Here is a 24,308-nt window from a genome sequence, read left to right as displayed (position 1 = left end):
CAGGCTTCCTGGTACTTTGCAGACGTAGCCGCACTATTATTTCACCTTCCCTTCGCCTGCTTCTCGGCCGAAAAAACTTTCACTGAACTCTCCCCACCAACCAATCACCCCCATGAAAAACTTCTTCCCTACCCTGATGGCAGCCGCGCTGCTGGCTACTGCCGGGCACGTTCAGGCGCAGACGGCGCAGCCCGTTCGTCCGGTGCAAGCCGAGGCCGAGCGTTACGAGTTCTGTGAGCTGATGCGCACGGGCTTTGTCAACATCGGCAAGCCCGAAAAGGAAAAGAGCGGCGACATATACGTGGACTTCGGCTACGGCTACGAGAAGCTGGGCGGCTCGGAGCAGGTAGTGCGCGAGGCCGGCAAGATTCAGGTATTTGCTACCACCATCAGCGCCCTGAACTACATGGGTAGCCGGGGCTGGGAAATTGTCCAGATTCTGGAGCAGCCCATCAACTACACCAAAGGCGAGCCCAGCGAATATGTGCGCCGCTACGTGCTGCGCCGGCCCCTGTCGGCCAAAGGCGTAGCCGGCTCGCGGTAAAAAGCAACACGGAACGCAGCAAAAGTAGCCCGTCCTCCTGAGGTTTCCGCCTAGGAGGACGGGCTGCTTTTGCTGCGTTCTTTCAACTAAGTACCTCTGTCAGCGGCGCTTACTTTTCTAACTTCAGGCCTTGCTGGGAGAACAGCCGCTCGTGGCCGCGCGCTACCTTAATTAGGTCGCCGAGAAACAGCTTGACACGCCCAAAGAAAATGATGCCGCTCATATCATCTTCGGGTTGCTTGCCGGCGGCCCACACCTGCCGGTAGCCCGCGCCGGCGCCCACCCCAATCCAGCGAAAAATGCGGTAGTGGGCTCCAATGGATGGCTCAAGCAGGAACAAGACCTGGCTGTTGGTGCGCCGCACGCCGCCGTCGGGGTAGTAGTATTTGGTGTAGTAGCTGCCGGCTCCTAGCTGCAGCGGCGTGCTTAGCTCCCAGCGCGGGTTGCCAATAAACACGTACTCGCCGTAGGCAGCCAGGTAGCGAAACCGGACCTCGTCGCGGGTGCCGGGTGGGGTACCTTCGGGCTGGGCAATACGGGTAGGCACCCCGCCGGAGAGGCGGTACACGCCCAGGCCCGCCCGCCAGCGGCCGCGCCATTCAACGCCCCCTTTTACGCCATTAATGCCCACCACTTTGCCATTAAGAATGGAAAAGCGCTGGTCTAGCTGAAAGACGACGCGGCGGTGGGCCTGACGCACAAAAGTACTATCTTCGGCGGGGGGCGGGCTGGCTGCCGCGGCGGCTGGGGCGGCCAGCAGCAGCACACCAGCCAAGGCCAGAAAACGGGGTAAACAAACAGCTTCCACAACGCAAAAATACGCCTTCCGGCAGGCTTGGTTGTACGCGGCCCCCTCAACTCACCCGGCTACCCCGTACGCTTCACCAGTGCTACCGGCTGCTTCGCCCCGATTGTCGGCGGCGGCCACCCGCTTTTCATGCATGTTTACGGCCTCATCAGGCCGCACTCGTTATGCTTCTGCACCCCGAACCCCTGTTTTCCCTGGCCAACACGGTTGCCCTGCTAGGCTGGGCCCTGTTGGTGGTAGCGCCGCGCTGGCGCCTCACGCAGGCTGTAGTACTGAGCGGCGCCATACCCCTGCTGCTGGCCGCGGCCTACGCCCTGCTGATTGGGGCGCACTACCTGGGCCCACACGCCGCCGAAGGCGGATTCAACTCCCTGGCCGAAGTAACCGCTTTGTTCCGCAACCCGTGGGGGCTGCTGGCGGGCTGGGTGCATTATCTGTGCTTTGATATGAGCCTGGGCATCTGGGAAAGCCTGGATGCCCGGCGGCGCGGCGTGCCGCACGGGCTGCTGGTGCCCTGCTTGCTGCTTACGTTTCTGTTGGGGCCGGTGGGGCTACTGCTCTACAGCCTGGTGCGGCGCTTCTACGGCCGCGAAGTTTCGGCTCCAGCTTCCTCTCTCGCGCAGTAATCGGTTGTTTGTATGTCTGCTTCCCTGCCTCTGAAAATGACGATGGTCCCGGTTTCGCCTGCCAGCCGCCCACGGGTTTCGGTGCGGGCCTACGCCGCTGATTGGCTGCGGGTGCTGCACCGCGTCAATCCCATCCTATCGTGGAGTGGGTGGCTGCACGTGGGGTTTCTGCTGATGGCCCTGGTGGTGCTGCCCTTTGATAACCGCGTAGTTACGGGCCTGCCCGTGTGGGTGAAGCCAGCCAAGTTTGCCGTGTCGGGGCTGCTTTACCTCTGGACGCTGGCTTGGCTGCTAGCCGACCTGCCGGCCCCAGCTCAGCGGGCCGTGCGGCGCATCAGCTGGGCGGTGGGCGTGAGTATGGTAGCGGAAATGGTGTGCATCGTAACCCAGGCGGCCCGCGGTACTACCTCGCACTTCAACGGCGCTACCCCACTAGATGGCATGATCTTCAGCGTGATGGGCGTCATGATTGTGGTAAACACGGTTGCTACCATCTGGGCCCTGTTGCTGGTGTGGCGGCACCGCCCCCACGGCCCGGCGGGCTACGTGTGGGGCGTGCGCCTGGGCCTACTGCTATTCCTGCTCGGCAGCCTGCTGGGCGGCATGATGATTCACCTGAACCAGCACACCGTGGGCGCCCCCGATGGTGGACCCGGCCTACCCGGCCTGGGCTGGAGCACCCGCGCCGGCGACCTGCGCATTGCCCATTTCCTAGGCCTGCATTCCTTGCAAGTGGTGCCCTTGCTCGGCTGGGTTATCAGCCGCTGGCTCCCCCGGCGCGCCGTGCTTCTGACCTGGCTGGGTGCCGCGCTCTACGCCGCTCTAGTGGCCTTGCTGTTTCTGCAGGCCCTGCAAGGCACGCCTCTGGTTCAAGGGCGTTTTTGAAAGGGCGGCTACCCCTATATCCTCTATCCTCGGCACTATTCTCAGCTGCACTAATCCCTGTTCTTAGGGTGTAGAGCAAGATAACCCGCTCTTGGGTGTAGAGACTAAGATAAACCACCGTCATGCTGAGCTTGTCGAAGCATCTCTACCGCTTCGTCCTCACGACAGGAGTTAGCCAGCGGTAGAAATGCTTCGACAAGCTCAGCATGACGTGCTGTTTTAGTTACTGTCCACAGACCCTAGGCCAGGTTGTACTACCCAATCGGCCTGAGCTGAATCTATTGCCTTTCTACTTACGTCCTTTTTTAGGCTTGCTGAAGGAGTAGGGCGCGGCCTCTGGGGTGGTTCCTCGGGTAGTGGTGGGGGTAGGGGCCATGTCGAAATCCAGGGTGGCGCCTTGCAGCAAGGCCTGGTGGCTCAGCCAGTTGTAGTTGTAGGCTTGGCCGTTGAACTGCAGGCCACGGATGTAGCGGTTATCGGCGCTGTTGTTGGGCGCGCTGAGCACCACCTGGCGGCCGTTTTCCAGCTGCAGCGTTACCTTTTTAAAGAGCGGGGCGCCCAGCACGTACTGGTCGGTGCCGGGGCATACGGGATAGAAACCCAGGGCTGAAAACACGTACCACGCCGAGGTCTGGCCGTTGTCTTCGTCGCCGCAGTAGCCGTCGGGGGTGGGCTGGTAGAGGCGGTTGAGCACTTCGCGGGCCCAGTACTGCGCTTTCCAGGGCTGGCCGGCGTAGTTGTAGAGGTACACCATGTGCTGAATGGGCTGGTTGCCGTGGGCGTAGTTGCCCATGCCCGCAATCTGCATCTCGCGAATCTCATGAATCACGGAGCCGTAGTACGATTCATCGAACACCGGCGCCAGGGTAAACACCGTGTCCAGGGTGGCTACGAAGGGCTTGGCACCGCCCATCAGATCCATCAGGCCCTGCACGTCATGAAACACTGACCAGGTGTAGTGCCAGCTGTTGCCTTCGGTGAAGGCGTCGCCCCACTTGAAGGGGTTAAAGGGGGCCTGAAACTTCCCGTTCTGGTTTTTGCCCCGCATCAGGCCGGTTTGCTTGTCGAACAGGTTGCGGTAGTTCTGGCTGCGCTTGGCGTAGAGGTTGACTTCCTTTTGCGGGCGGCCCAGAGCTTTGGCCAGCTGATAAATCGTGAAGTCGTCGTAGGCGTATTCCAGGGTGCGGGCCGCGTTTTCGTTGATTTTGACGTCGTAGGGCACGTAGCCCAGCTTGTTATAATAGTCCGCACCGGCCCGGCCCACGGCCTGCAGCGGACCGGCGTTGTTGGCCCCGTGCACCAGGGCCTCGTAGAGCTTGTTGATGTCGTAGCCGCGCCCGCCTTTCAGGTAGGCATCAGCCACCACCGAGGCCGAGTTGTTGCCAATCATCACGTTGCGGTAGCCGGGGCTGCCCCACTCCGGCAGCCAGCCGCCTTCCAGGTAGGCATTCACCAGCCCTTCCTGCACCTGGGCATTTACGCTCGGGTACATCAGGTTCAGGAAGGGAAACAGGGCCCGGAACGTATCCCAGAAGCCCGTATCGGTATAGAGGTAGCCCGGCAGTACCTGCCCGTTGTAGGGGCTGTAGTGCACGGGCTTGCCGGCGGCATCCAACTCGTAAAACTTGCGCGGAAACAGCAGGGAGCGGTACAGGCACGAGTAAAACGTGCGCAGCTGATCATCGGAGCCGCCCTCCACTTGAATGCGGCCAAGCTGCTGGTTCCAGGCCTGCCGGGCCTTTTGCTTCACGGCCTCGAAATCATCCGCCCCAATTTCCCACAGGTTAAGCTCCGCTTGCTCGGGGCTGATAAAGGATGAGGCCACGCGCACGTTCACCTGCTCGCCCTTGCGCGTCCGGAAACCGACGACGGCGCCGGTGTGATTGGCCTGGGCCTCCAGGCCACTTGTATCCAGCTTTTTATCCTGGTAAATGGCCGTGCTGGTGAAAGGCCGGTCAAACTCCAGCACGAAGTAATTCTTGAAGTTCGGCGGTACGCCCTTGCTGTTGCGGGTAGTGTACCCGATAATCTTGTTTTGCTGGGGTAGCAGCTTCACGTAGGAGCCTTTGTCCAGGGCATCGAGCACCACATAGGCGCTGTCGGTCTTAGGGAATGTAAACCGGAAGCGGGCCGCGCGCTCGGTGGGCGCAATTTCCGTGGTTACGTCGTGGTCGGCGAGGTACACGCGGTAGTAGTAGGGCGTGGCGGTTTCGGCCTTGTGCGAAAACCAGCTGGCCCGGGCGTCCTCCTCGAAGCGCGGCTGCCCGGTGATGGGCATGAGGGCAAACTGCCCGTAGTCGTTCATCCAGGGCGAGGGCTGGTGGGTTTGCTTGAACCCCCGAATCTTGTCGGCCGAGTACTGGTAGGCCCAGCCGCTGCCCATTTTGCCGGTTTGCGGCAGCCAGAAGTTCATGCCCCAGGGCAGGGCAATGGCTGGGTAGGTGTTGCCGTTGGACAGCTCGGGCTTGGAATCGGTACCCATCAGCGGGTTCACCCACTGCACCACATCGGGCCCCTGGGCCGGCTGCCCCCGCGCCGCGCCGGCAGCCAACAGGCCCGCGGTTACTACTATCCAAAGAAAAGCAAGGCGGGCAGCAGCGAAGAAGTTTACCATAGAAAGAGGGCACGGGGGCAAGGGTAGCACGCGGTCAATCTACGCCAACTCCGCCAACTTTGGTAGCAGCGAAACAGGTAGGCTCCTTTCTCTGGCGGACTTTACTTCAGCTGCCGAAACTTGCGCCGAATAACCTCCTGCACGGGCACGTTTTCAATCTTGCTTTCCAGCCAGGAAATGATGTCCAGGTAGAGAAAGGGGCGGCGCTCAAAGGGGTTTTCAGCAATGCGGATGAGCTTGTTTTTCAGCTTGATGAAGGCGTCTTTTAGCTGGGAAGGCGCGACGTCGCCGAGGTTGCGCAGGAACTGGAAGATAGCCTCCTGCATCTGCTGCTGGTCGTTCATTTTGCCCAAGAAGCGGTACACCGAGCGGATCTGGTAGTCCAGGGCTTCGTCGCGGCCGGCCTCGTAGTGGGCAATCAGATTCAGGATGCGGGCAAAGCACTGAATGTCTTCGCGTAGGCTCGCCTCCTTGAGGTAAATAACCTTGTTGAGGTACTCAATGGCCTTATCAGATTGGCCGCTGCCGAAGTAGAGGCTGGCAATTTTGTAGTAGAACACCAGGCGCCGGTGCGGGTCGAGTTGCAGGCGGAAATAGTCCAGCTTTTCCAGCAGCTCCGGGATAATGCGGAGGCCTTCCGTGAACTGCCCGCGCATGAAGTAGCCGTTGAGCCGGTTCGTGTAGATGTACAGGAACAGCAGCATTTCAATGTTAGGACTGGTGCGCCGATCCGGGTCGGCGGCGTAGGCCTCCAGCTGGCGCAGCACCTGCTCAAACTTGCTGTAGTACAGCAGGTTGTGGGCCGTAATAAGCAGGTTGTGCAGGCCTTTAATGTAGAGCATGGGCTGCTGCTCCTGCATGAGCGGGTTGTGCTCAAACAAATCAACCCACTTCTGGGCGTAGCGGAAGCAGAAGCGGAAATTCTGGGTGATGGTGTAGTACCAGACGTGGGCCTGGTAGTAGTAGAGCTGCTCGAAGAAGCCGGCCTGCCGCGGGTCGAGCACGGGCAGTCCTTCGCGGAAGTAAGCCGTAATCTTCTCGTAGTCCTGCTGGTTGCGGGTGTGCCCAATTTTGAGGTAGCGCCCGTACATGCGCAGAGCCAGGTTCGACAGCTCATGCTCGCGGGCCACGTGCCGCACCGTGTCCGTAGCCTCATCCGACAATTCCCGGGCCCGGCCGCGCAGGCTGCGGGTAATGTACTGCCCCTCAATCAGTTTCTCAAAATCCAGCGCCAGCAGCACAATGTGCTGCATTTCGGTTTGCTGGGCCGTGGCCTTTACCTTTTCCAACATGCGCAGGCTCTGCTGGTAGAGGCCCCGGTTGTAGAGCACGCGGGCGTAATCGAGCTGCTCGCGGAGCTGAATATCGAGGTTGTGGCCGGCGTGGTACATGCGCAAGCTGGCCAGCAGCTGCCGGTACAGGTTGGCCTTTAGGTTGGCTACTTGCACTTTTTTAATGGCCGGCACCTGGGCCAGCACCCGCTCCTCGTCGTAGCGCTCCTGCCCATCCAGGGCATCGAAAAGCTGCAGAAACTTCAGCCCATCGGTAGAGCCCTGCCGGTTGGCAAACAGGCGAAAGTGCCGCTTTTCGGTGCGGGTCAACGTCTTGATGAGCTGAAAAACCGGGTCGGTGCTTTCGTTGGGCATTGTATTTATCTAAAAGTCAATGCATTGATTACAAAGTACTTATAGTTGCATAGTCAAGATTTTGAAATAGTATGTAATTGAGAAAAAAGTTTTCGAGCTGCTTATCGGCTCCAGTACTTGCGTGCATCCTACCGCTGTAAAGATGATAGGCTCGAGCATTTTTCCACCTTCTGGTCAGCACTATTTCTTTCGTCACCTGCGGCAAGCCGGCGGTCCACCATCACCCGAGCAACTCTTACCGAATACACCAGCAGCGGCCGTTGCGTCCTGAAAAGAATAGAACCCAACCAAGGCGCTGCCGAGCTTTCGTTTCTTTCCTCTGCTACATCCTTCTTCCGTTTTTGCCTCCCATGAAATCGTCTTGCCTGCCCGTGCTCTCAGTCATTACGCTGCCAGTCATTACGCTGCCGCTTCCGGGCTGAAAGGAACTGCGTGTTCATCGTCACAGCAAGCCTTTCTTAGCCCGGTGCTCAGGAAGGCTTTTTCATATACCGACTTCCTCCCTATTCTTTTCCTAGCCCTGAATTTCATGTACTACAGCAGTAATACCGTTGCCTTCCTGGATGGTGAGTTTGTGCCGGCCGGGCAGGCTACTTGTGGAGTGTATGCCCAGTCGTTGCACTACGGGTACGCCGTGTTTGAAGGCATCCGGGCCTACAACACGCCGGCCGGAGCCCGCATTTTCAAGGCGGAGCAGCACTACGAGCGCCTGCACTACTCCTGTAAATCCATTGGTTTGCCCCTGGAGTACTCGGTGGAGGAACTCACGCGCATCAGCTACGAGGTGCTGGAGCGCAACCACCTGACCGACGCCTACATTCGGCCGCTGGTGTTTGCCGCTACCCCCAACATGAGCCTGAAGGCGGCCACGAGCAGCAACGTGCTGATTGCGGTGTGGGAATGGGGCAAATACCTCGGCGACCAGTTGCTGCGCCTGACGGTGTCGCCCTACGAGCGGCCCAACCCCAAGGCGGTGCCCATTGAGGCGAAAGTGGCGGGCCACTACGTCAACTCCATCATTGCCAGCTCCGAGGCCAAGGGCCGCGGCTACGACGAGGCCCTGCTCCTGGATATGAACGGCTACGTAGCCGAAGGCCCCGGCGCCAACTTCTTCTTCGAGCGCAACGGCGAGCTGTTCACGGCTCCCGCGGGCAGCATCCTGCGCGGCATCACCCGCAACACCATCATCGACCTGGCCCGGGAAGCCGGCATCATGGTGCACGAGAAGTTCTTCACGCCCGAGGAGCTACGCACTGCTTCCGCCGCCTTCATGACGGGTACCGCCGCCGAGGTTATCGGGGTGGCCTCCGTGGATGACATCAGCTTTGATACACCTTTCCAGCAGACCATTGGCGGCATGCTTTCCAGCCACTACCACGCCTTGGTGACCGGGCAGACGGTAGCCCGCACTGCCCGCGTGGTTGAGCCGCAGCGGTAGTGACCTAGAGGGGCCTCCCCCCTGCCCCCCTCTCCGCGGGAAAGGGGGAGCCAGACGATTAAGAGTAAAGTAACCGCCTTGCTTTAGATACAGGATGCATTAATGCCCCCTTGGCTCCCCCTCTCCTTTTTCGGAGAGGGGGTCGGGGGTGAGGTGCCCCGCCAGAAAGGCCCAAGTAAACAACATCAGCAACGACGAGACGCAACATATTGCGTCTCTACACCCCTCCCATGACCCTTCTGAACAAATACAGCCGCATCTACACCCAGGACGACAGCCTGCCGGCGTCCCAGGCCATGCTCATTGGCTCGGGGCTTTCGGACGCTGATTTGCATAAGCCGTTCGTGGGCATCTGCTCCACGGGCTTCGAGGGCAACACCTGCAACATGCACCTCAATGGCCTGGCCGACCAGGTGAAGGTAGGCGTGCAGGAGCAGGGGCTGGTGGGGTTGCGGTTTAACACCATCGGCGTGTCGGATGGCATTACGAATGGCACGGCGGGCATGCGCTACTCTCTGGTTTCCAGGGAAATTATTGCCGATTCCATTGAGGCCATGGCCGGGGCGCACAACTACGATGCCCTGGCCTGCGTGATGGGCTGCGACAAAAACATGCCGGGCGCCCTCATTGCCATGGCCCGCCTGAACCGGCCTTCGCTCATGGTGTACGGGGGTACCATAAAAGGCGGCACGTTCAAGGGGCAGCAGCTCAACATTGTCTCGTGCTTTGAGGCTTACGGGCAGAAGCTGCAGGGGCAGATATCGGACGAGGATTACCGGGGCATCATCCACAATGCCTGCCCAGGGCCCGGGGCCTGCGGGGGCATGTACACGGCGAATACCATGGCGGCGGCCATCGAAACGCTGGGCATGAGCGTCCCGTTTTCCTCGTCCTCCCCCGCCGTGAGCCAGGAGAAGCAGCAGGAGTGCCGCTCGGCCGGCGCCTACCTGCGCCGCCTGCTCGAACTCGACCTCAAGCCGCGCGATATTCTGGTGCGCGAGGCCTTCGAAAATGCCCTGGTGATGACCACGGTGCTGGGCGGCTCCACCAACGCCGTGCTTCACCTGATTGCCATTGCCCACGCCGCCGGCGTGCCGCTGACCATGGAGGACTTTCAGGCCGTGAGCAACCGCACGCCGGTACTGGCCGACCTCAAGCCTAGCGGCAAGTATCTGATGGAAGACCTCTCAGCCTTGGGCGGGGTGCCGGCCGTGATGAAAACCCTGCTGAACCTCGGCCTGCTCCACGGCGACCTGCTGACGGTAACGGGTAAGACCCTCGCCGAAAACCTCGCCGACGTGCAGCCCTTGGGTGCCGAGCAGGACTTGCTTCGCCCCTTAGATAACCCCATCAAAGCCGACGGTCACATTCAGATTCTGTATGGCAACCTGGCCGCAAGGGGTGCGGTGGCCAAAATCACCGGCAAGGAAGGCCTGCGGTTTGAAGGCCCGGCCATTGTGTTCAACTCCGAAGAGGAGCTGAACGAAGGCATTTCGCAGGGCAAGATTCAGCCCGGCCAGGTCGTCGTGATTCGCTACGTGGGCCCCAAGGGCGGGCCGGGCATGCCGGAGATGCTCAAGCCTACCTCGGCCATCATTGGGGCCGGCCTGGGCGACAAGGTAGCCCTGATTACCGATGGCCGCTTTTCGGGCGGCACCCACGGCTTTGTCATCGGGCACGTGTGCCCCGAGGCGTACGACGGCGGCACCATTGCGCTGGTTGAAAACGGCGACTGGATTGTGCTGGATGCCGGCACCAACACCATGGAGGTGCAGGTAGAGGACGCCCTGCTGGAGCTGCGCCGCCAGCAGTGGCAGCGGCCCCGGCCCACCGTGCAACAAGGCGTGCTGCTGAAGTATATCCGCACCGTGAGCGACGCGAGCCGCGGCTGTATCACCGATTACCAGGAAGACCATGTATTCGAACCCATCACCCCAGCCCGCGCCAACCTTGCCTGAAACGGCCGTAGCCACGGCGGAGCCCGCTACCCGCACCTTGTCGGGAGCCGAGGCCACGCTGCACGCCCTACTGGCGGAGGGCGTGGACACCGTGTTTGGTTACCCCGGCGGCGCCATCATCCCAATTTATGATGCGCTTTACGATTTCCGGGATCAGCTCAACCACGTGCTGGTACGCCACGAGCAGGGCGGCATTCACGCGGCCCAGGGCTACGCGCGGTCGTCGGGGAGGGTGGGGGTAGTGTTTGCCACCAGTGGGCCCGGCGCCACCAACCTCGTAACAGGCCTCGCCGATGCCCTGATTGACAGCACGCCGCTGGTGTGCATCACGGGTCAGGTGTTCGCGCATTTGCTGGGCACGGATGCCTTCCAGGAAACCGACATCATCAACATTACCACGCCCATTACCAAGTGGAACCATCAGGTAACGGACGCCAGTGAAATTCCGGAGGCGCTGGCCAAGGCCTTCTACATTGCGCGCAGCGGCCGCCCCGGCCCCGTACTGATTGACATTACCAAGAACGCCCAGCTGCAGAAGGCCGATTTTGCGCCCTATCAGCCCTGCACCCACATCCGCAGCTACCGGCCTCGGCCCGTCGTGCGCCCGGAGTACGTGGCGCAGGCGGCGGTGCTCATCAACCAAGCCCAGCGCCCCTTGGTGCTCTGGGGCCAGGGCGTGCTGCTGGGCCAGGCGGAGCAGGAGTTCCGGCAGTTCATTGAGAAAAGTGGGATTCCAGCCGCCTGGACCATTCTCGGGGCGGGCGCACTACCCACCGGCCACCCCCTGAACGTGGGCATGCTGGGCATGCACGGCAACTACGGCCCCAACGTGCTGACCAACGAGTGCGACGTGCTCATTGCCATTGGCATGCGCTTCGACGACCGGGTAACGGGCCGCCTCGACAAATACGCCAAGCAGGCCCAGGTCATTCACCTCGACATCGACCCCACGGAAATCGACAAGAACGTGAAGGCCACCGTGCCCGTGTGGGGTGACTGCCAGGAAACCCTACCCCTGCTCACGGAGCTGGTGGAAGCCCGCACCTACCCCGAGTGGCGCCAACGCTTCCTCGACCACGACGCGGAGGAAATAGCGGCCGTCATCCAGGATGAGCTGTTCCCAACCTCCGACGAGCTGACCATGGGCGAGGTAATTCAGCAGCTCAACGAGCTGACCCAGGGCGAGGCCATCATCGTGACCGACGTAGGCCAGCACCAGATGGTGGCCTGCCGCTACGCCCGGCTCAACCATACCCGCAGCAACATCACTAGCGGGGGCCTGGGCACCATGGGCTTTGCCCTGCCCGCCGCCATTGGAGCCAAATACGGCGCGCCGGCGCGCACGGTAGTAGCCGTCATCGGCGACGGGGGCATGCAGATGACGATTCAGGAGCTGGGCACCATCATGCAAACCGGCGTGAACGTGAAAATCCTGCTGCTCAACAACCAGTTCCTGGGCATGGTGCGCCAGTGGCAGGAGCTGTTCCACGACCGGCGCTACTCCTTCGTGGACATTGCCAGCCCCGACTACGTGACTGTGGCCCGCGGCTACCGCATTACCGGCCGCCGCGTAGACAACCGCCCCGCGCTGCAACCCGCCCTGCGCGAGATGCTGGAACATCCCGGCTCCTTCCTGCTGGAGGTGATGGTAACGAAAGAGAACAACATCTTCCCCATGGTGCCCCAGGGCTGCGGGGTTGGGGAGATTCGGCTGAAGTAGAACGACTGTAGAGACGCAACATGTTGCGTCTCAGCGCCAGAACGGGCAGCCCCAGTTGTCATTCCGACGCAAGAGGAATCTGGATCAAATCGTTGAATGAGGACCCAGATTCCTCTTGCGTCGGAATGACAACCTAAACAACATCAGCAACGGAGAGACGCAAAATATTGCGTCTCTACAGCCTACAGCGCCATGACCCAGCAATCCATCGACCGGCGGGAGTACAACATCACAGCCTACACCGAAAACCAAGTGGGGCTGCTGAACCGCATTGCCATCATCTTCTCCCGGCGCAAAATCAACATCGAGAGCCTCAACACCTCCCCTTCGGAGGTCGAAGGCATTCACCGCTTCAATATTGTGGTGGTGGAAACCGAGGAGGTGGTGCGCAAGATTGCCCGCCAGATTGAGAAGCAGGTGGAGGTGCTCAAGGTGTACTTCAACCCCAACGAGGACGTCATCTGGCAGGAAATGGCCCTCTACAAAGTGCCCACCGACATCATTGCCGAGCGGGCCCTGGTAGAGCGGCTGTTGCGGGAGCACGGAGCCCGCGCCGTGGTCATTCGCAAGGATTACACCGTGTTCGAAACCACCGGTCACCGCGAGGAAACCGACAAGCTCCTGGCGGTGCTGCAGCCCTACGGCCTCATTGAGTTCGTGCGCTCGGCCCGCATTGCCATCATCAAAGACAGCCAGGGCTTCCACCACAAACTCCGCGAGTTCGAGCGCACCGAGCCCAGCCCCGAGGTCAGCGAAAACGACTACCTCAACAGCCGCGACAAGGTGTTCACGATGTAGGCTATTTACTACTTACTACCGAAAGACCGTCATGCTGAGCTTGTCGAAGCATCTCTACCGCTTCATTGAGTCGGTGCGAGGCCTTGTAATTAGTCAGAGATAGAGATGCTTCGGCTCCGCTCAGCATGACCGCCTGAAAACACAAAGACCGGCTCCATAGCCCAGGGTTTAAACCCTGGGCTAGTGAATAGCAACTACACAAATTCATCTTCCAACCCAATACCCAACATCATGGCAACCATCAACTTTGGCGGCGTAGAAGAGCACGTAGTCACCCGCGACGAATTTCCCCTGGATAAAGCCCGCGCCATTCTGCAAAACGAAACCATTGCCGTGATTGGCTACGGGGTACAGGGCCCCGGCCAGGCCCTAAACCTGCGCGACAATGGCTTCCACGTCATCATCGGGCAGCGCCGCGACTCCGCGTCCTGGAGCAAGGCCGAAGCCGATGGTTGGGTGGAAGGCGAAACCCTGTTCGACATTGAGGAAGCCGCCGAGCGGGGCACCATCATTGCCAACCTGCTCTCCGACGCCGGCCAGATTGCGGTGTGGCCCACCCTCAAAGCCAAGCTGACGCCCGGCAAAACCCTGTACTTCTCCCACGGCTTCGGCATCACGTTCAACGACCAAACCGGCATCGTGCCGCCCGCCGACGTGGATGTGGTGCTGGTGGCCCCGAAGGGGAGCGGTACTAGCCTGCGCCGCCTGTTTGTGGCCGGCGGGGGCCTGAACTCCTCGTTTGCCGTGTACCAGGACGCGACCGGCCACGCCTACGACAAGGCCATTGCCCTGGGCATCGGGGTCGGCTCGGGCTACCTGTTCGAAACGGACTTCAAGCGCGAGGTGTACTCCGACCTTACCGGCGAGCGGGGCGTGCTCATGGGGGCCCTGGCCGGCATCATCGAGGCTCAGTACCAGGTGCTGCGCCAGCGCGGGCACTCCCCTTCCGAGGCGTTCAACGAAACGGTAGAAGAACTCACCCAGAGCCTGGTGCCGCTGGTGGGCGAAAACGGCATGGACTGGATGTTCAGCAACTGCTCCGTCACGGCCCAGCGCGGCGCCCTCGACTGGAAAGGCCGCTTCCGCGAGGCTACCCTGCCCGTGCTCAACGAACTCTACGACAGCGTAGCCTCCGGCGCCGAAGCCGCCCGCACCATTCAGCGCGGCTCTACCCCCGGCTACCGCCAGGAATTGGAAGCCGAGCTGAAAGAAGTGCGCGACTCGGAGCTGTGGCAAACCGGCGCCACCGTGCGCGAGCTGCGCTCCAAAGCCACCGAGAAAGTAGAGGAGCTAAGCGCCCCTTAAATCTTCCTGAACGTCATGCAGAGGCGGAGCCGAAGCATCTCGCGTGCTGATGATAGGTAGTAAACCAGACGACTGCACGCGAGATGCTTCGGCTCCGCCTCTGCATGACGTTCACTTTTATTGCTGACAACCTATTTCCTATGGAATCAGATACTTTAACCTCCGCCCCCACCGTGCGGCTGGAAAACGTGGAACGGGCGGCGCGCACGCTGGACGGCGTTATTTACAACACGCTGCTGCAGCACAACCTGGGCCTATCGGAGGCGTACGGGGCGCAGGTGTACCTGAAGCGCGAGGATTTGCAGGTGGTGCGTTCCTACAAAATCCGGGGGGCGTATAACAAGATGGCCGGCCTGAGCCGGGAGCAGCAACAGCGGGCGGTAGTGTGCGCTAGCGCCGGCAACCACGCCCAGGGGGTAGCCTATGCCTGCCAGCTGCTGGGCATCCGCGGCCACATCTTCATGCCCGCCCAAACCCCGGCCCAGAAGGTAAACAAAGTACGCTTGTTCGGGAAAGATCAGGTAGAAGTCGTCCTCACGGGGGCTACCTTCGATGATACCTACCAGGCCGCGAAAGACTTCTGCAACCAGCGCGGCAGCACCTTCGTGCACCCCTTCGACGACTTGGCCATTGTGGAAGGCCAAGCCACCGTGGGCCTGGAGATTCTGCGCGACGCGCCGGCCTCCATTGACTACTGCTTTATGCCGATTGGCGGCGGGGGCCTGGCCTCGGGGGTGGGCAGCGTGTTTCGGCAGCTGAGTCCGCACACCAAGCTCATTGGCGTGCAACCGCTCGGCGCGCCTTCCATGCAGCGCGCCATCCAGACTGGCCTACGGCAGCCCCTGGAGCACATTGAGAGCTTCGTAGACGGCGCGGCCGTGAAGTGCCCCGGCGAACTGACGTTTGAGCTGTGTCGGGAGCTGCTGGACGAGGTAGCCCTGGTGCCGGAAGGCCAGGTGTGCGAGGACCTGCTGAAGATGTACAACGAGGAAGGCATTGTGCTGGAGCCGGCTGGTACGCTCAGCATCTCGGCCCTGCACCAGTACGCCGACCAGATCCGGGGCAAAACGGTGGTGTGCGTGCTCAGCGGCTCCAACAACGACATCACCCGCATGGAGGACATCAAGGAGCGGGCCATGCGCCACCAGGGCCGCAAGCACTACTTCCTGGTCACCTTCAACCAGAAGCCCGGCGCCCTGCGCCGCTTCGTCAACCACGTTCTGCGCGAGGGCGAGGGCGACGACATCATCCAGTTCCAGTACATCAAGAAGAACAACAAGGAAAAAGGCCCCGTCTTCATCGGCCTCGAAGTCCAGCGCCCCCACGACATCGAGGGCATCCAGCTGCGCATGGCCGCCGAGGGCTTCGGCTACGAATACCTCAACGGCAAGCAGGATTTCCTGAGCTTGCTGGTGTAAGCACGTACTAGAATTAGAAGCTAGAAAACTAGCTCCCCTCCTCAGATGAGGAGGGGCTGGGGGTGGTTGATGGGCAGTAGAACGACTACTAGAGCTAGTTCCCCTCTCCCCCTGGAGAGGGGCTAGGGGTGAGGCGAACTAGGGCCAGCAATTGTCCCTACATCATCAACCACCCCCAACCCCTCCTCATCTGAGGAGGGGAGCTTCGTTCTTTAGAGCTTTGCCGCTGTATTTACACTTGCTTCAATTATCTTTATATCAGCAACTTATAAAACAAAAATCAACTTTTAGAAATAGTAAGCCTATCACCAACCCGTTTTCACTCTGACGCCCAAGCCGTGTTCTTGCGGGCAGCATTTTGCGCTGACTGAACCCTAGAGACATGGCAACTCAGAAAATCCACATCTTCGACACGACCCTGCGCGACGGGGAACAGGTGCCGGGCTGCAAGCTGAACCGGGACGAGAAACTGCTGATTGCCCGCCAGCTGGAGCTACTCGGCGTAGATGTGATTGAGGCCGGTTTTCCGGTGTCGAGTCCGGGCGACTTTGCGGCGGTAGCAGCAATTGCGGCTCAAACGCGTCACGCTACCGTCTGTGGCCTCTCCCGGGCTGTGGAAAACGATATTGTTACGGCCGCCGAGGCGTTGAAATCGGCCCGGCACCCGCGCATTCACACCGGCATTGGTACTTCCGATTCTCATATCCGATTCAAGCTGTGCACTACCCCCGAGAAAGTGCTGGAGCGGGCCGTGGCAGCCGTGAAGCTGGCGAAATCGTTCGTGGAGGACGTGGAGTTTTACACCGAAGACGCCGGCCGCACCGACAACGAGTTTCTGGCCCGCGTCTGTGAGGCCGCCATCCGGGCCGGCGCCACCGTGCTCAACATCCCCGATACTACTGGCTACTGCCTGCCGAGTGAATACGGGGCTAAGATTAAGTACCTGGCCGATAACGTGCGCGGCATTGAGCACGTGCGCCTTTCTACTCACTGTCACAACGACCTGGGCATGGCTACGGCCAACTCCATTGCGGGCGTGTTGGGCGGCGCCCGGCAGGTAGAGTGCACCATCAACGGGGTGGGCGAGCGGGCCGGCAACACGGCCCTGGAAGAAGCCGTGATGGTGCTGCGCCAACACCCTTACCTCAACTTTGAGACGGGCATCAACACCAAGCTGCTGGCCGAAACTTCGGCTATGGTGTCGCACCTGATGAGCATGCCGGTGCAGCCGAACAAGGCCATTGTGGGCGCCAACGCGTTTTCGCACTCCAGCGGCATTCACCAGGACGGCGTCATCAAGCACCGCGAAACCTACGAAATCATCGACCCGCACGAAGTGGGCATGCCCGACTCGGCCATTGTGCTGACGGCCCGCTCCGGCCGCGCCGCCCTGGCTTACCGCCTCCAGAAAATCGGCTACGACTTCGACCGCACCGCCCTCAACAAGGCCTACGCCTCCTTCCTAGTCCTCGCCGACCGCCAAAAAGAGGTGGTAGACGAGGACTTGCACGTGATGGTGGAGCAGGAACAGCTAGTGACGGTGGGGTAGTAGGTTGGCCCGTGTAGAGACGCAATATGTTGCGTCTCACGGCAGAACGACTGGCCTGGAACAGCCTAAATAAACAACATCAGCAACGCCGAGACGCAAGATGTTGCGTCTCTACACGGGCCAACGTCAGCACGCAGCAGACGCGAATACGCGTCCCTACAGCCCAACATCTGACGTTCAAAATTCCCACCCCTCCCCCATGTCATCCAAGACCTTATTCGATAAAATCTGGGACGCGCACGTGGTGCGCGAAGTGGCCGGTGGCCTCACCGTGTTTTACATCGACCGCCACCTGATTCACGAAGTCACCAGCCCGCAGGCGTTTGACGAGCTGACGGCCCGCGGCCTTACGCTGCGCCGCCCAGAGCAAATTGTGGCCACGGCCGACCACAACGTACCTACCCGCCACCAAAACCAGCCGATTCAGGACCCGCTGTCCCGCTCCCAGGTGGATAAGCTCACCGAGAACTGCGCTAAGTTTGGCGTGGAGCTGTATGGTCTGGGCCACCCGTACCAGGGCATCGTGCACGTGATTGGGCCGGAACTGGGCATCACGCAGCCGGGCCTGACCATGGTCTGCGGCGACTCGCACACCTCCACTCACGGCGCCTTCGGGACCATTGCCTTTGGCATTGGCACCAGCCAGGTGACGCAGGTCATGGCCTCGCAGTGCCTGCTGCTGGATAAGCCCAAGCGCATGCGCATCACCCTCGACGGGGAGCTGCGGCCCGGCGTCACGGCCAAGGATTTGATTCTCTACGTCATTTCCCAGCTGGGCACGGGCGGGGCCACGGGCTACTTCGTGGAGTACGCCGGCAGCGCCATCCGGGGCCTGAGCATGGAAGGCCGCATGACGGTCTGCAATATGAGCATCGAAATGGGCGCCCGCGGCGGCCTCATTGCCCCAGATGCTACCACCTTTGATTACCTACAAGGCCGCCGATTTGCGCCCCAGGGGGAGAATTGGGACCGGGCCGTGGTCTACTGGCAGACGCTGTATTCGGACGAGGACGCCCAGTTTGATGCCGAGCTGCAGTTCGATGCCGGGGCCATTCAGCCCATGATTACCTACGGTACCAACCCCGGCATGGGCATTCCGCTGTCGGCCAGCATTCCGGTGCTTAACGGGGGTAGCGAGGCTACTAGCTTCGATAAGTCGTTGCGCTATATGGGGTTCCAGCCGGGCGAGTCGCTGCTGGGCAAGAAAATCAACTACGTGTTTATTGGCAGCTGCACCAACTCGCGCATTGAGGATTTGCGCACCGTGGCGGCCTACGTGCGGGGCAAGCGCAAGGCCGCCCACGTGGAGGCCATCATCGTGCCGGGCTCCAAACAGGTAGAGCAGCAGGCCATTGCCGAAGGCCTCGACAAAGTGCTGGCCGACGCCGGCTTCGAGCTGCGCGAACCAGGCTGCAGCGCCTGTCTGGCCATGAACGACGACAAGATTCCGGCCGGCGCCTACTGCGTGTCTACCTCCAACCGCAACTTCGAAGGCCGCCAGGGCCCGGGAGCCCGCACCCTGCTAGCCAGCCCCCTGGTAGCCGCCATTACCGCCGTGGAAGGCCGGTTGGTGGACATCACGCAGTATGTGAATTAGATTCAGAACGACCAAACAGAACGTCCTGTCGAGCTTGTCGAGACATCTCGCGTGCTGACGTTGCCACACTAACTGGCCTGCTGAGCTTGCCGAAGCATCTCTTCCGCTGGCTAACTCAATTGGCCTAGCAACGTCACCGCTCCATAGCCCAGGATTTAAACCCTGGGCTAGTGAACAGACACCTGCAACGAAGCGGGAAAGATGCTTCGGCAAGCTCAGCATGACGTTCAGTAATAGTTAATTTCCCTACTCCCATGGAAAAATTCCAGACGCTACGCTCCGGCGTGGTGCCGCTTCCGATAGAAAATGTGGATACCGACCAGATTATCCCGGCGCGCTTTCTGAAGGCGACGACCCGCGCAGGATTCGGTGCAAACCTGTTTGCCGACTGGCGCTACGCCGCTGATGGGCAGCCTAAGGCGGATTTCGTGCTGAACGATGCCCGCTACCTGGGCCACCAGATTTTGCTGGCCGGCAAGAATTTCGGGTGCGGCTCGAGCCGGGAGCACGCCGCCTGGGCATTGGCCGACGCTGGTTTTCGGGTGGTTATCAGCAGCTACTTCGCCGATATTTTCCGGGGCAATGCCCTGAACACGGGGCTGCTGCCGCTGCAAGTGTCGGACGAGGTGCTGCAGGGCTTGTTTGAGGTGGTAGCAGAGGATGCGCAGGCCACGCTGACGGTGGATTTGCGGGCCCAGACGCTCACGGTGCCGGGTTGGGCTCAGGCCATTCATTTCGGGCTGGATCCTTACAAGAAAGAATGCCTGCTCAACGGGTACGACGACATCGATTTTCTCATTAGCCAGGAGGCGGCCATTACGGCCTACGAACAACAACGGTCATGGATATTTTAAGCAAACGGATTGTGGTGTTGCCCGGCGACGGGATTGGCCCCGAGGTGTGCAGCGAGGCCGTGCGTGTGCTGCGGGCCGTATCCAGCCGTTTCGGGCATGAGTTTACCTTCGACTACCAATTGATGGGAGCCTGCGCCATCGATGCCACCGGCTCGCCCCTACCCGAGGCTACCCTGCAGGCCTGCCGCCAGGCCGATGCGGTGCTGCTCGGTGCCATCGGGGACCCCAAGTACGACAACGACCCCACCGCCAAAGTGCGCCCCGAGCAGGGGCTGCTGGGGTTGCGCAAGGCCCTAGGCCTCTACGCTAATATCCGCCCCATTACGGCCTACGACCAGCTGCTGGCGCATTCCCCGCTGAAAGCCGAGCGGATTCAGGGTACCGACATTCTGATTTTCCGGGAGCTGACCGGCGGCATCTACTTCGGGGAGAAAGGCCGTAGCGAGGACCGCGCCAGCGCCTACGACCACTGTACCTACCACCGCGACGAAATCCTGCGCATTGCGCACCGGGCCTTTAAAGCGGCCGAAACGCGCCGCCACAAAGTCACGCTCGTCGATAAGGCCAACGTGCTGGAAACCTCCCGCCTCTGGCGCGAAACCGTGCAGAGCATTGCCCCCGAGTACCCCAGCGTAGCCCTCGACTACCTGTTCGTGGACAATGCGGCCATGCAAATCATCCTCAACCCCAAGCAGTTCGATGTTATCCTGACGGAAAACATGTTTGGCGACATTATTTCGGATGAAGCCTCAGTTATTGCCGGCTCGCTAGGCCTGCTGCCGTCGGCCTCCGTGGGTGACGGGGCGGCGCTGTTCGAGCCCATTCACGGCTCCTACCCCCAGGCCAAGGGCAAAGGCATTGCCAACCCCATTGCCACCATCCTCTCAGCTGCCATGCTCCTCGACCATTTCCACCTCCAGGAGGAAGCCGACTGCGTGCGCGACGCCGTGCAACACGCTCTCGACCAAGGGGTAGTAACGCCAGAACTGAACCCGACCACGCTCTACACCACCGAGCAGGTGGGCAACTTCATTGCCTACAGCGTGCTGGATATTGCCGACTGTGAGGTGCACCGCAACAACATCAAGCTCGGCATGAGCACCATTATTTAAGCTACACCCAGGGGTGGGTTGGTGAAGCCCGGGTGTCAGGCGGCAACGCTTGATGCCTGGGCTTTTTTTGGTAATAGAATAGATACTAAAACTGTCATTCCGAGCGGAGCGAGGAATCTGGGTTGGCCTCTTGCGGATAACCCAGATTCCTCGATCCGCTCGGAATGACAGGTCTGGAGGCTTGCTTTTGACCTTGCCCTTTCTCCTGCTTCGCCCCGCTCTGGGTGCGTTTCGCCCGGATTGCGCTGGTAGTAATAGAGCGTTTTTAGGAGGTTTGAACCAGTTATCACCCTAGTCTCAAACCTCCTACCTCCTCTCCCATGACCAGCCCCCGCTTCCGTCCATTCTCCGCGCTACTCGCCTGCTTGCTGCTCCTGACCAGCCTAGGTCACGCCTGGGCGCAAAGCAAACCGACCACACTCACCAACGGCGCTACCACCCTGCTCACCTCCGACTCGGTGCGGCTATTTGTGCAGGTGGCGGGCCGGGGTACGCCGTGCGTGTTTGTGCATGGCGGACCGGGCGCGGGCAGCTATTCCTTTGAGAAGCTGGGCGGCAACCGACTGGAAAGTGACTTGCGCATGATCTACTTCGACCAGCGGGGTAGTGGGCGCTCGGCCAGCTCGCCGCGCAAAAACTACTCGATGGCGCGCATGGTGCAGGATTTGGAAGAGCTGCGCCAGCACTTGGGCCTAGAGAAGTGGGTAGTGCTGGCGCACTCCTTTGGGGGCACCATTGCCACGGCCTACGCCACCCAATACCCGCAGCGGGTGCAGGCGCTGGTGCTGGTGAATAGCGTGCTGAACCCCACGGCCTCGCTGGAAAGCATGTTGCAGTACGGTACCTCCCTGCTACCCCCCACCGAGCAGCCCAACCCGAATATCCCGATGATGCAGCGCTTTGGCCTGGTGATGGGCGCGTTGCAGCAGAAGAAACTGGCCTATCAGCTCCAGTACTCGGCCGATTCCTTGGCCGCCCGCGCCAGCCACGCCGCCCGCGCGGTGCCCACCAACCAGGACTTTGCTACCCAAGTGTTCAGCGGCCGCCTGCCCGATTACGGCCGGGACTACGTGCCCGGCACGGCCCAGCTTACCATGCCTACGCTGATTATTGCGGGCCAAGACGACCGCACCACGGGCGCCACGCCGCAGTCGTTCCGGTTCCTGAGGCAGCAGGTGGTCGTGCTGCCGGGCAAGCACTACTCCTTTCTGGAGCAGCCGCTGCGGTTTCGGCAGGCGGTGGTTAGCTTCGTGCAGCACCTGCCCCGTACGTTGTAGTCCATGCCCGAAGCCGCCCCGCTCCCCAATCCCATCCGCATCAACGACCGGTGGTTTCTGCTCATCGGCATTCCGGTGCTGGCTTTGCTGGTGCTGCTGCCGCGGGGCATTCTGCACGTACCCTCAGTGCCGGTGTTTCTGGTGAACTGGGTTATTTCGATTGGGTTCACCTGCTCCTTCTGGCTCACGGGCCGGGCCCTGTGGATTGCCTTGTTCCGCCGCTTTCCGCGGGTGGAGCAGACCTCCCGGCGGCTCTGGCTGCTGGCCAGCATCAACACCCTGATTACGGCCGCCGTGACGCTGATTCTGGGCAGCATTGCGGGGCTGCTGCAAGACGGGCACCTCACCTGGTCCACGTTTTGGTTTGAGTTTGGGCTGAACATGGTGCCCACCATCGTCATTCAGCTCATTTACGAAAGCTGGAATTTCTTTCGGCAGTGGGCCGAGAACGTGCGCCGGGCCGAACAGCTGCAAAGCGCCGGGGTGCAAAGTCAGCTCGAAGCCCTGCAAAGTCAGCTCGACCCGCACTTTCTCTTCAACTCCCTCAACACCCTCTCGGCCCTCATTGAGCCCGAAAACGAGCCGGCCCAGCAGTTTGTGGAGCAGCTTTCGGATGTGTACCGCTACGTGCTGTTGGCCCGCGACCGAACCACCGTGCCGCTGAGCGAGGAGCTGGCCTTTGTAGAAACCTACCTGGCCCTGCACAAAGTCCGCTTCCGCGACAATCTGCGGGTAGTACAGCACATTCCGGCGGCGGCCCTGCCCCTGCACGTGGCCCCGCTCAGCATTCAGCTGCTGGTGGAAAATGCCCTGAAGCACAACGTAGCCTCGCGAGAGCACCCCTTGGAGCTGCGCCTCAGGGCCGAGGTGGCTACCGGTTACTTTCTGGTCGAAAACACACTGCGCCCCCGCACCGCCGGGCTGGCGGCGGGCACCGGCACCGGCTTGCGCAACGTGCGCCACCGCTACGAGCTGTTGCAAGCGCCGCAGCCGGTTGAAGTCAGCGCTGCCGATGGTTGGTTTCGGGTGCGGCTGCCGCTGCTTGCGGCAGCGTAGGCTCTCCTTTCCTTCCTTCCTTTATGAAACCACTGTTTGTCTTGCTGGTCGTGTTCGGCTTGCTCCTGGCCGGCACGTATTTCCTTCAAGGTGCCCCAAACTACCTGCTGGCGGGCAACGGGGCCCTGGCAGCTATGCTGCTGTTCACCGGGGCCGCCCACTTTGCCTTTACCCAGGGCATGATGCTGATGCTGCCAGCTTTTCTGCCCGCCAAACAGGCGTGGGTGTACGCCACCGGCGTGCTGGAACTGGCCGCGGCCGTGGGCCTGCTATTTCCCTCGCTGCGAGGCATAACGGCTGGTTGCCTGCTGGTTTTCTTCCTACTGATTTTGCCCGCCAACATCCTGGCGGCCCGCCGGAACCTCAACTACCAAACGGGCACCCTGGATGGCCCCGGCCCGCGCTACCTCTGGTTTCGGGTGCCACTGCAGCTGTTCTTTCTGGCCTGGACGTGGTACTTTGGCCTGCACCTGACGGCTGAAACGGCCTTCTAACCAGCCGTACTACCCCCGCTTTCATCACCAAGCCCCGAGCGAGGATTACTACCTCCCGAGAGTTTGCTCACGCATCATAACGCCTATGAACAAGCCCCTGGTTATCCTGGGAAGTGCCCGCTCCGATGGCGACACCCGCCGCCTGGTTTCTCAAGTGCTAACCGATGTTCCTTACCAACTAGTTGATTTGCAGCAGGGGCCGATGGCTCCGTATAACTACCGGCAAGAGTACCCCGCCCGGGATACGTTTCTCGCGCTGGCGGACCTGCTGCTGCACCACCCCGTCGTTGTGTTTGCCACGCCGGTGTATTGGTACAGCATGAGCGGAATTATGAAAGACTTCTTCGACCGCCTGACCGACCTGACCGAGCCTCCGCACAAGCAGCTGGGCCGGGGGCTGCGTGGCAAGCACGTGTTCCTGCTCGCCGTGGGCTCCGACCAAGAGCTGCCCGAAGGCTTTGAGGTGCCATTTCGCCGCACGGCGGAGTACTTCAACATGAAGTTCGAGGGCACGCTCTACCAGTCGCTCAAACAGCCCTTTCCGGTTGAAGCCGCCCGTCAGTTCGCCCAGAAGATCAGCCTCGTAGGCAACTAGGCTGTGTAGACCGC

The 24,308-nt window shown here is 61.0% G+C and carries 20 protein-coding genes; 17 read left to right on the top strand and 3 right to left on the bottom strand.

Annotated features, from left to right (window positions below; genetic code table 11):
- Positions 1–112: 112 nt before the first annotated feature.
- On the top strand, positions 113–544 hold the full coding sequence (locus IEW18_RS12410) for a hypothetical protein (RefSeq protein WP_188558178.1): 432 nt from the start codon (positions 113–115) through the stop codon (positions 542–544).
- A 109-nt stretch (positions 545–653) separates the two neighbouring features.
- On the opposite strand, the gene IEW18_RS12405 is transcribed toward IEW18_RS12410, so the two are convergent.
- Positions 654–1,352 (bottom strand): hypothetical protein, encoded by a 699-nt coding sequence (locus IEW18_RS12405; RefSeq protein ID WP_188558177.1) that lies wholly within the window; start codon positions 1,350–1,352, stop codon positions 654–656.
- A gap of 164 nt (positions 1,353–1,516) precedes the next feature.
- Here IEW18_RS12405 and IEW18_RS12400 point away from each other — a divergent pair, with 164 nt between their 5' ends.
- Together IEW18_RS12400 and IEW18_RS12395 are read left to right on the top strand one after the other, a co-directional pair.
- Positions 1,517–1,978: an ABA4-like family protein gene (locus IEW18_RS12400; protein WP_188558176.1), complete on the top strand. Its 462-nt coding sequence runs from the start codon at positions 1,517–1,519 to the stop codon at positions 1,976–1,978.
- Between the two features lie 12 nt (positions 1,979–1,990).
- A complete protein-coding gene (locus IEW18_RS12395; RefSeq protein WP_188558175.1) occupies positions 1,991–2,863 on the top strand; it encodes a hypothetical protein in 873 nt (290 codons plus the stop codon).
- A gap of 289 nt (positions 2,864–3,152) precedes the next feature.
- Here IEW18_RS12395 and IEW18_RS12390 read toward each other — a convergent pair whose 3' ends face one another.
- Both IEW18_RS12390 and IEW18_RS12385 read right to left on the bottom strand, forming a co-directional pair.
- Positions 3,153–5,477, bottom strand: coding sequence for a GH92 family glycosyl hydrolase (locus IEW18_RS12390; protein WP_188558174.1), 2,325 nt, complete (start codon positions 5,475–5,477; stop codon positions 3,153–3,155).
- Positions 5,478–5,578: 101 nt separating this feature from the next.
- Positions 5,579–7,123 (bottom strand): tetratricopeptide repeat protein, encoded by a 1,545-nt coding sequence (locus IEW18_RS12385; RefSeq protein ID WP_229728724.1) that lies wholly within the window; start codon positions 7,121–7,123, stop codon positions 5,579–5,581.
- Positions 7,124–7,652: 529 nt separating this feature from the next.
- Between IEW18_RS12385 and IEW18_RS12380 the strand changes: the two genes are divergently transcribed.
- The 14 genes from IEW18_RS12380 to IEW18_RS12315 all read left to right on the top strand — a co-directional run bounded on the left by IEW18_RS12380 (position 7,653) and on the right by IEW18_RS12315 (position 24,294).
- Positions 7,653–8,561 (top strand): branched-chain amino acid transaminase, encoded by a 909-nt coding sequence (locus IEW18_RS12380; RefSeq protein WP_188558173.1) that lies wholly within the window; start codon positions 7,653–7,655, stop codon positions 8,559–8,561.
- Between the two features lie 230 nt (positions 8,562–8,791).
- Positions 8,792–10,519: a dihydroxy-acid dehydratase gene (ilvD, locus tag IEW18_RS12375; RefSeq protein ID WP_188558172.1), complete on the top strand. Its 1,728-nt coding sequence runs from the start codon at positions 8,792–8,794 to the stop codon at positions 10,517–10,519.
- Positions 10,476–12,239, top strand: coding sequence for a biosynthetic-type acetolactate synthase large subunit (gene ilvB / locus IEW18_RS12370; RefSeq protein WP_188558171.1), 1,764 nt, complete (start codon positions 10,476–10,478; stop codon positions 12,237–12,239). Before ilvD ends, ilvB begins: the two co-directional genes overlap by 44 nt.
- 192 nt (positions 12,240–12,431) lie before the next feature.
- On the top strand, positions 12,432–13,037 hold the full coding sequence (gene ilvN, locus IEW18_RS12365; RefSeq protein ID WP_188558170.1) for an acetolactate synthase small subunit: 606 nt from the start codon (positions 12,432–12,434) through the stop codon (positions 13,035–13,037).
- A gap of 231 nt (positions 13,038–13,268) precedes the next feature.
- Complete coding sequence (ilvC, locus tag IEW18_RS12360) at positions 13,269–14,342, top strand: ketol-acid reductoisomerase (protein ID WP_188558169.1); 1,074 nt, start codon at positions 13,269–13,271, stop codon at positions 14,340–14,342.
- A gap of 140 nt (positions 14,343–14,482) precedes the next feature.
- Positions 14,483–15,760, top strand: coding sequence for a threonine ammonia-lyase IlvA (gene ilvA, locus IEW18_RS12355; RefSeq protein ID WP_188558168.1), 1,278 nt, complete (start codon positions 14,483–14,485; stop codon positions 15,758–15,760).
- A 382-nt stretch (positions 15,761–16,142) separates the two neighbouring features.
- Positions 16,143–17,309 (top strand): 2-isopropylmalate synthase, encoded by a 1,167-nt coding sequence (locus IEW18_RS12350; protein WP_188558167.1) that lies wholly within the window; start codon positions 16,143–16,145, stop codon positions 17,307–17,309.
- Positions 17,310–17,508: 199 nt separating this feature from the next.
- The gene (gene leuC, locus IEW18_RS12345; RefSeq protein ID WP_188558166.1) at positions 17,509–18,906 is read left to right on the top strand and encodes a 3-isopropylmalate dehydratase large subunit; all 1,398 of its coding nucleotides are present in this window, start codon (positions 17,509–17,511) and stop codon (positions 18,904–18,906) included.
- A 254-nt stretch (positions 18,907–19,160) separates the two neighbouring features.
- A complete protein-coding gene (gene leuD, locus IEW18_RS12340) occupies positions 19,161–19,760 on the top strand; it encodes a 3-isopropylmalate dehydratase small subunit (RefSeq protein ID WP_188558165.1) in 600 nt (199 codons plus the stop codon).
- Complete coding sequence (gene leuB / locus IEW18_RS12335) at positions 19,748–20,872, top strand: 3-isopropylmalate dehydrogenase (RefSeq protein WP_188558164.1); 1,125 nt, start codon at positions 19,748–19,750, stop codon at positions 20,870–20,872. Before leuD ends, leuB begins: the two co-directional genes overlap by 13 nt.
- A gap of 320 nt (positions 20,873–21,192) precedes the next feature.
- Positions 21,193–22,149, top strand: a complete 957-nt coding sequence (locus IEW18_RS12330; RefSeq protein ID WP_188558163.1) for an alpha/beta fold hydrolase — start codon at positions 21,193–21,195, stop codon at positions 22,147–22,149.
- 3 nt (positions 22,150–22,152) lie between these two features.
- A complete protein-coding gene (locus IEW18_RS12325) occupies positions 22,153–23,205 on the top strand; it encodes a sensor histidine kinase (RefSeq protein WP_188558162.1) in 1,053 nt (350 codons plus the stop codon).
- Between the two features lie 23 nt (positions 23,206–23,228).
- Positions 23,229–23,699 (top strand): DoxX family protein, encoded by a 471-nt coding sequence (locus tag IEW18_RS12320; protein ID WP_188558161.1) that lies wholly within the window; start codon positions 23,229–23,231, stop codon positions 23,697–23,699.
- 85 nt (positions 23,700–23,784) lie between these two features.
- Complete coding sequence (locus IEW18_RS12315; RefSeq protein WP_188558160.1) at positions 23,785–24,294, top strand: flavodoxin family protein; 510 nt, start codon at positions 23,785–23,787, stop codon at positions 24,292–24,294.
- The last annotated feature ends 14 nt before the right edge of the window (positions 24,295–24,308 follow it).

Source organism: Hymenobacter glacieicola, from assembly GCF_014640315.1.
Taxonomy (GTDB): Bacteria; Bacteroidota; Bacteroidia; order Cytophagales; family Hymenobacteraceae; genus Hymenobacter; species Hymenobacter glacieicola.
The sequence above is the reverse complement of the archived record's forward strand: the minus strand, read 5'-3'. Positions and strand labels throughout refer to the sequence as shown.

Bases quoted from the DNA above. Each gene is read 5' to 3' on its own strand.
- IEW18_RS12410 (WP_188558178.1), top strand. From the start codon at position 113: ATGAAAAACTTCTTCCCTACCCTGATGGCAGCCGCGCTGCTGGCTACT.
- IEW18_RS12400 (WP_188558176.1), top strand. From the start codon at position 1,517: ATGCTTCTGCACCCCGAACCCCTGTTTTCCCTGGCCAACACGGTTGCC.
- IEW18_RS12395 (WP_188558175.1), top strand. From the start codon at position 1,991: ATGTCTGCTTCCCTGCCTCTGAAAATGACGATGGTCCCGGTTTCGCCT.
- IEW18_RS12390 (WP_188558174.1), bottom strand. From the start codon at position 5,477: ATGGTAAACTTCTTCGCTGCTGCCCGCCTTGCTTTTCTTTGGATAGTA.
- IEW18_RS12385 (WP_229728724.1), bottom strand. From the start codon at position 7,123: ATGCCCAACGAAAGCACCGACCCGGTTTTTCAGCTCATCAAGACGTTG.
- IEW18_RS12380 (WP_188558173.1), top strand. From the start codon at position 7,653: ATGTACTACAGCAGTAATACCGTTGCCTTCCTGGATGGTGAGTTTGTG.
- ilvD (WP_188558172.1), top strand. From the start codon at position 8,792: ATGACCCTTCTGAACAAATACAGCCGCATCTACACCCAGGACGACAGC.
- ilvB (WP_188558171.1), top strand. From the start codon at position 10,476: ATGTATTCGAACCCATCACCCCAGCCCGCGCCAACCTTGCCTGAAACG.
- ilvN (WP_188558170.1), top strand. From the start codon at position 12,432: ATGACCCAGCAATCCATCGACCGGCGGGAGTACAACATCACAGCCTAC.
- ilvC (WP_188558169.1), top strand. From the start codon at position 13,269: ATGGCAACCATCAACTTTGGCGGCGTAGAAGAGCACGTAGTCACCCGC.
- ilvA (WP_188558168.1), top strand. From the start codon at position 14,483: ATGGAATCAGATACTTTAACCTCCGCCCCCACCGTGCGGCTGGAAAAC.
- IEW18_RS12350 (WP_188558167.1), top strand. From the start codon at position 16,143: ATGGCAACTCAGAAAATCCACATCTTCGACACGACCCTGCGCGACGGG.
- leuC (WP_188558166.1), top strand. From the start codon at position 17,509: ATGTCATCCAAGACCTTATTCGATAAAATCTGGGACGCGCACGTGGTG.
- leuD (WP_188558165.1), top strand. From the start codon at position 19,161: ATGGAAAAATTCCAGACGCTACGCTCCGGCGTGGTGCCGCTTCCGATA.
- leuB (WP_188558164.1), top strand. From the start codon at position 19,748: ATGGATATTTTAAGCAAACGGATTGTGGTGTTGCCCGGCGACGGGATT.
- IEW18_RS12330 (WP_188558163.1), top strand. From the start codon at position 21,193: ATGACCAGCCCCCGCTTCCGTCCATTCTCCGCGCTACTCGCCTGCTTG.
- IEW18_RS12325 (WP_188558162.1), top strand. From the start codon at position 22,153: ATGCCCGAAGCCGCCCCGCTCCCCAATCCCATCCGCATCAACGACCGG.
- IEW18_RS12320 (WP_188558161.1), top strand. From the start codon at position 23,229: ATGAAACCACTGTTTGTCTTGCTGGTCGTGTTCGGCTTGCTCCTGGCC.
- IEW18_RS12315 (WP_188558160.1), top strand. From the start codon at position 23,785: ATGAACAAGCCCCTGGTTATCCTGGGAAGTGCCCGCTCCGATGGCGAC.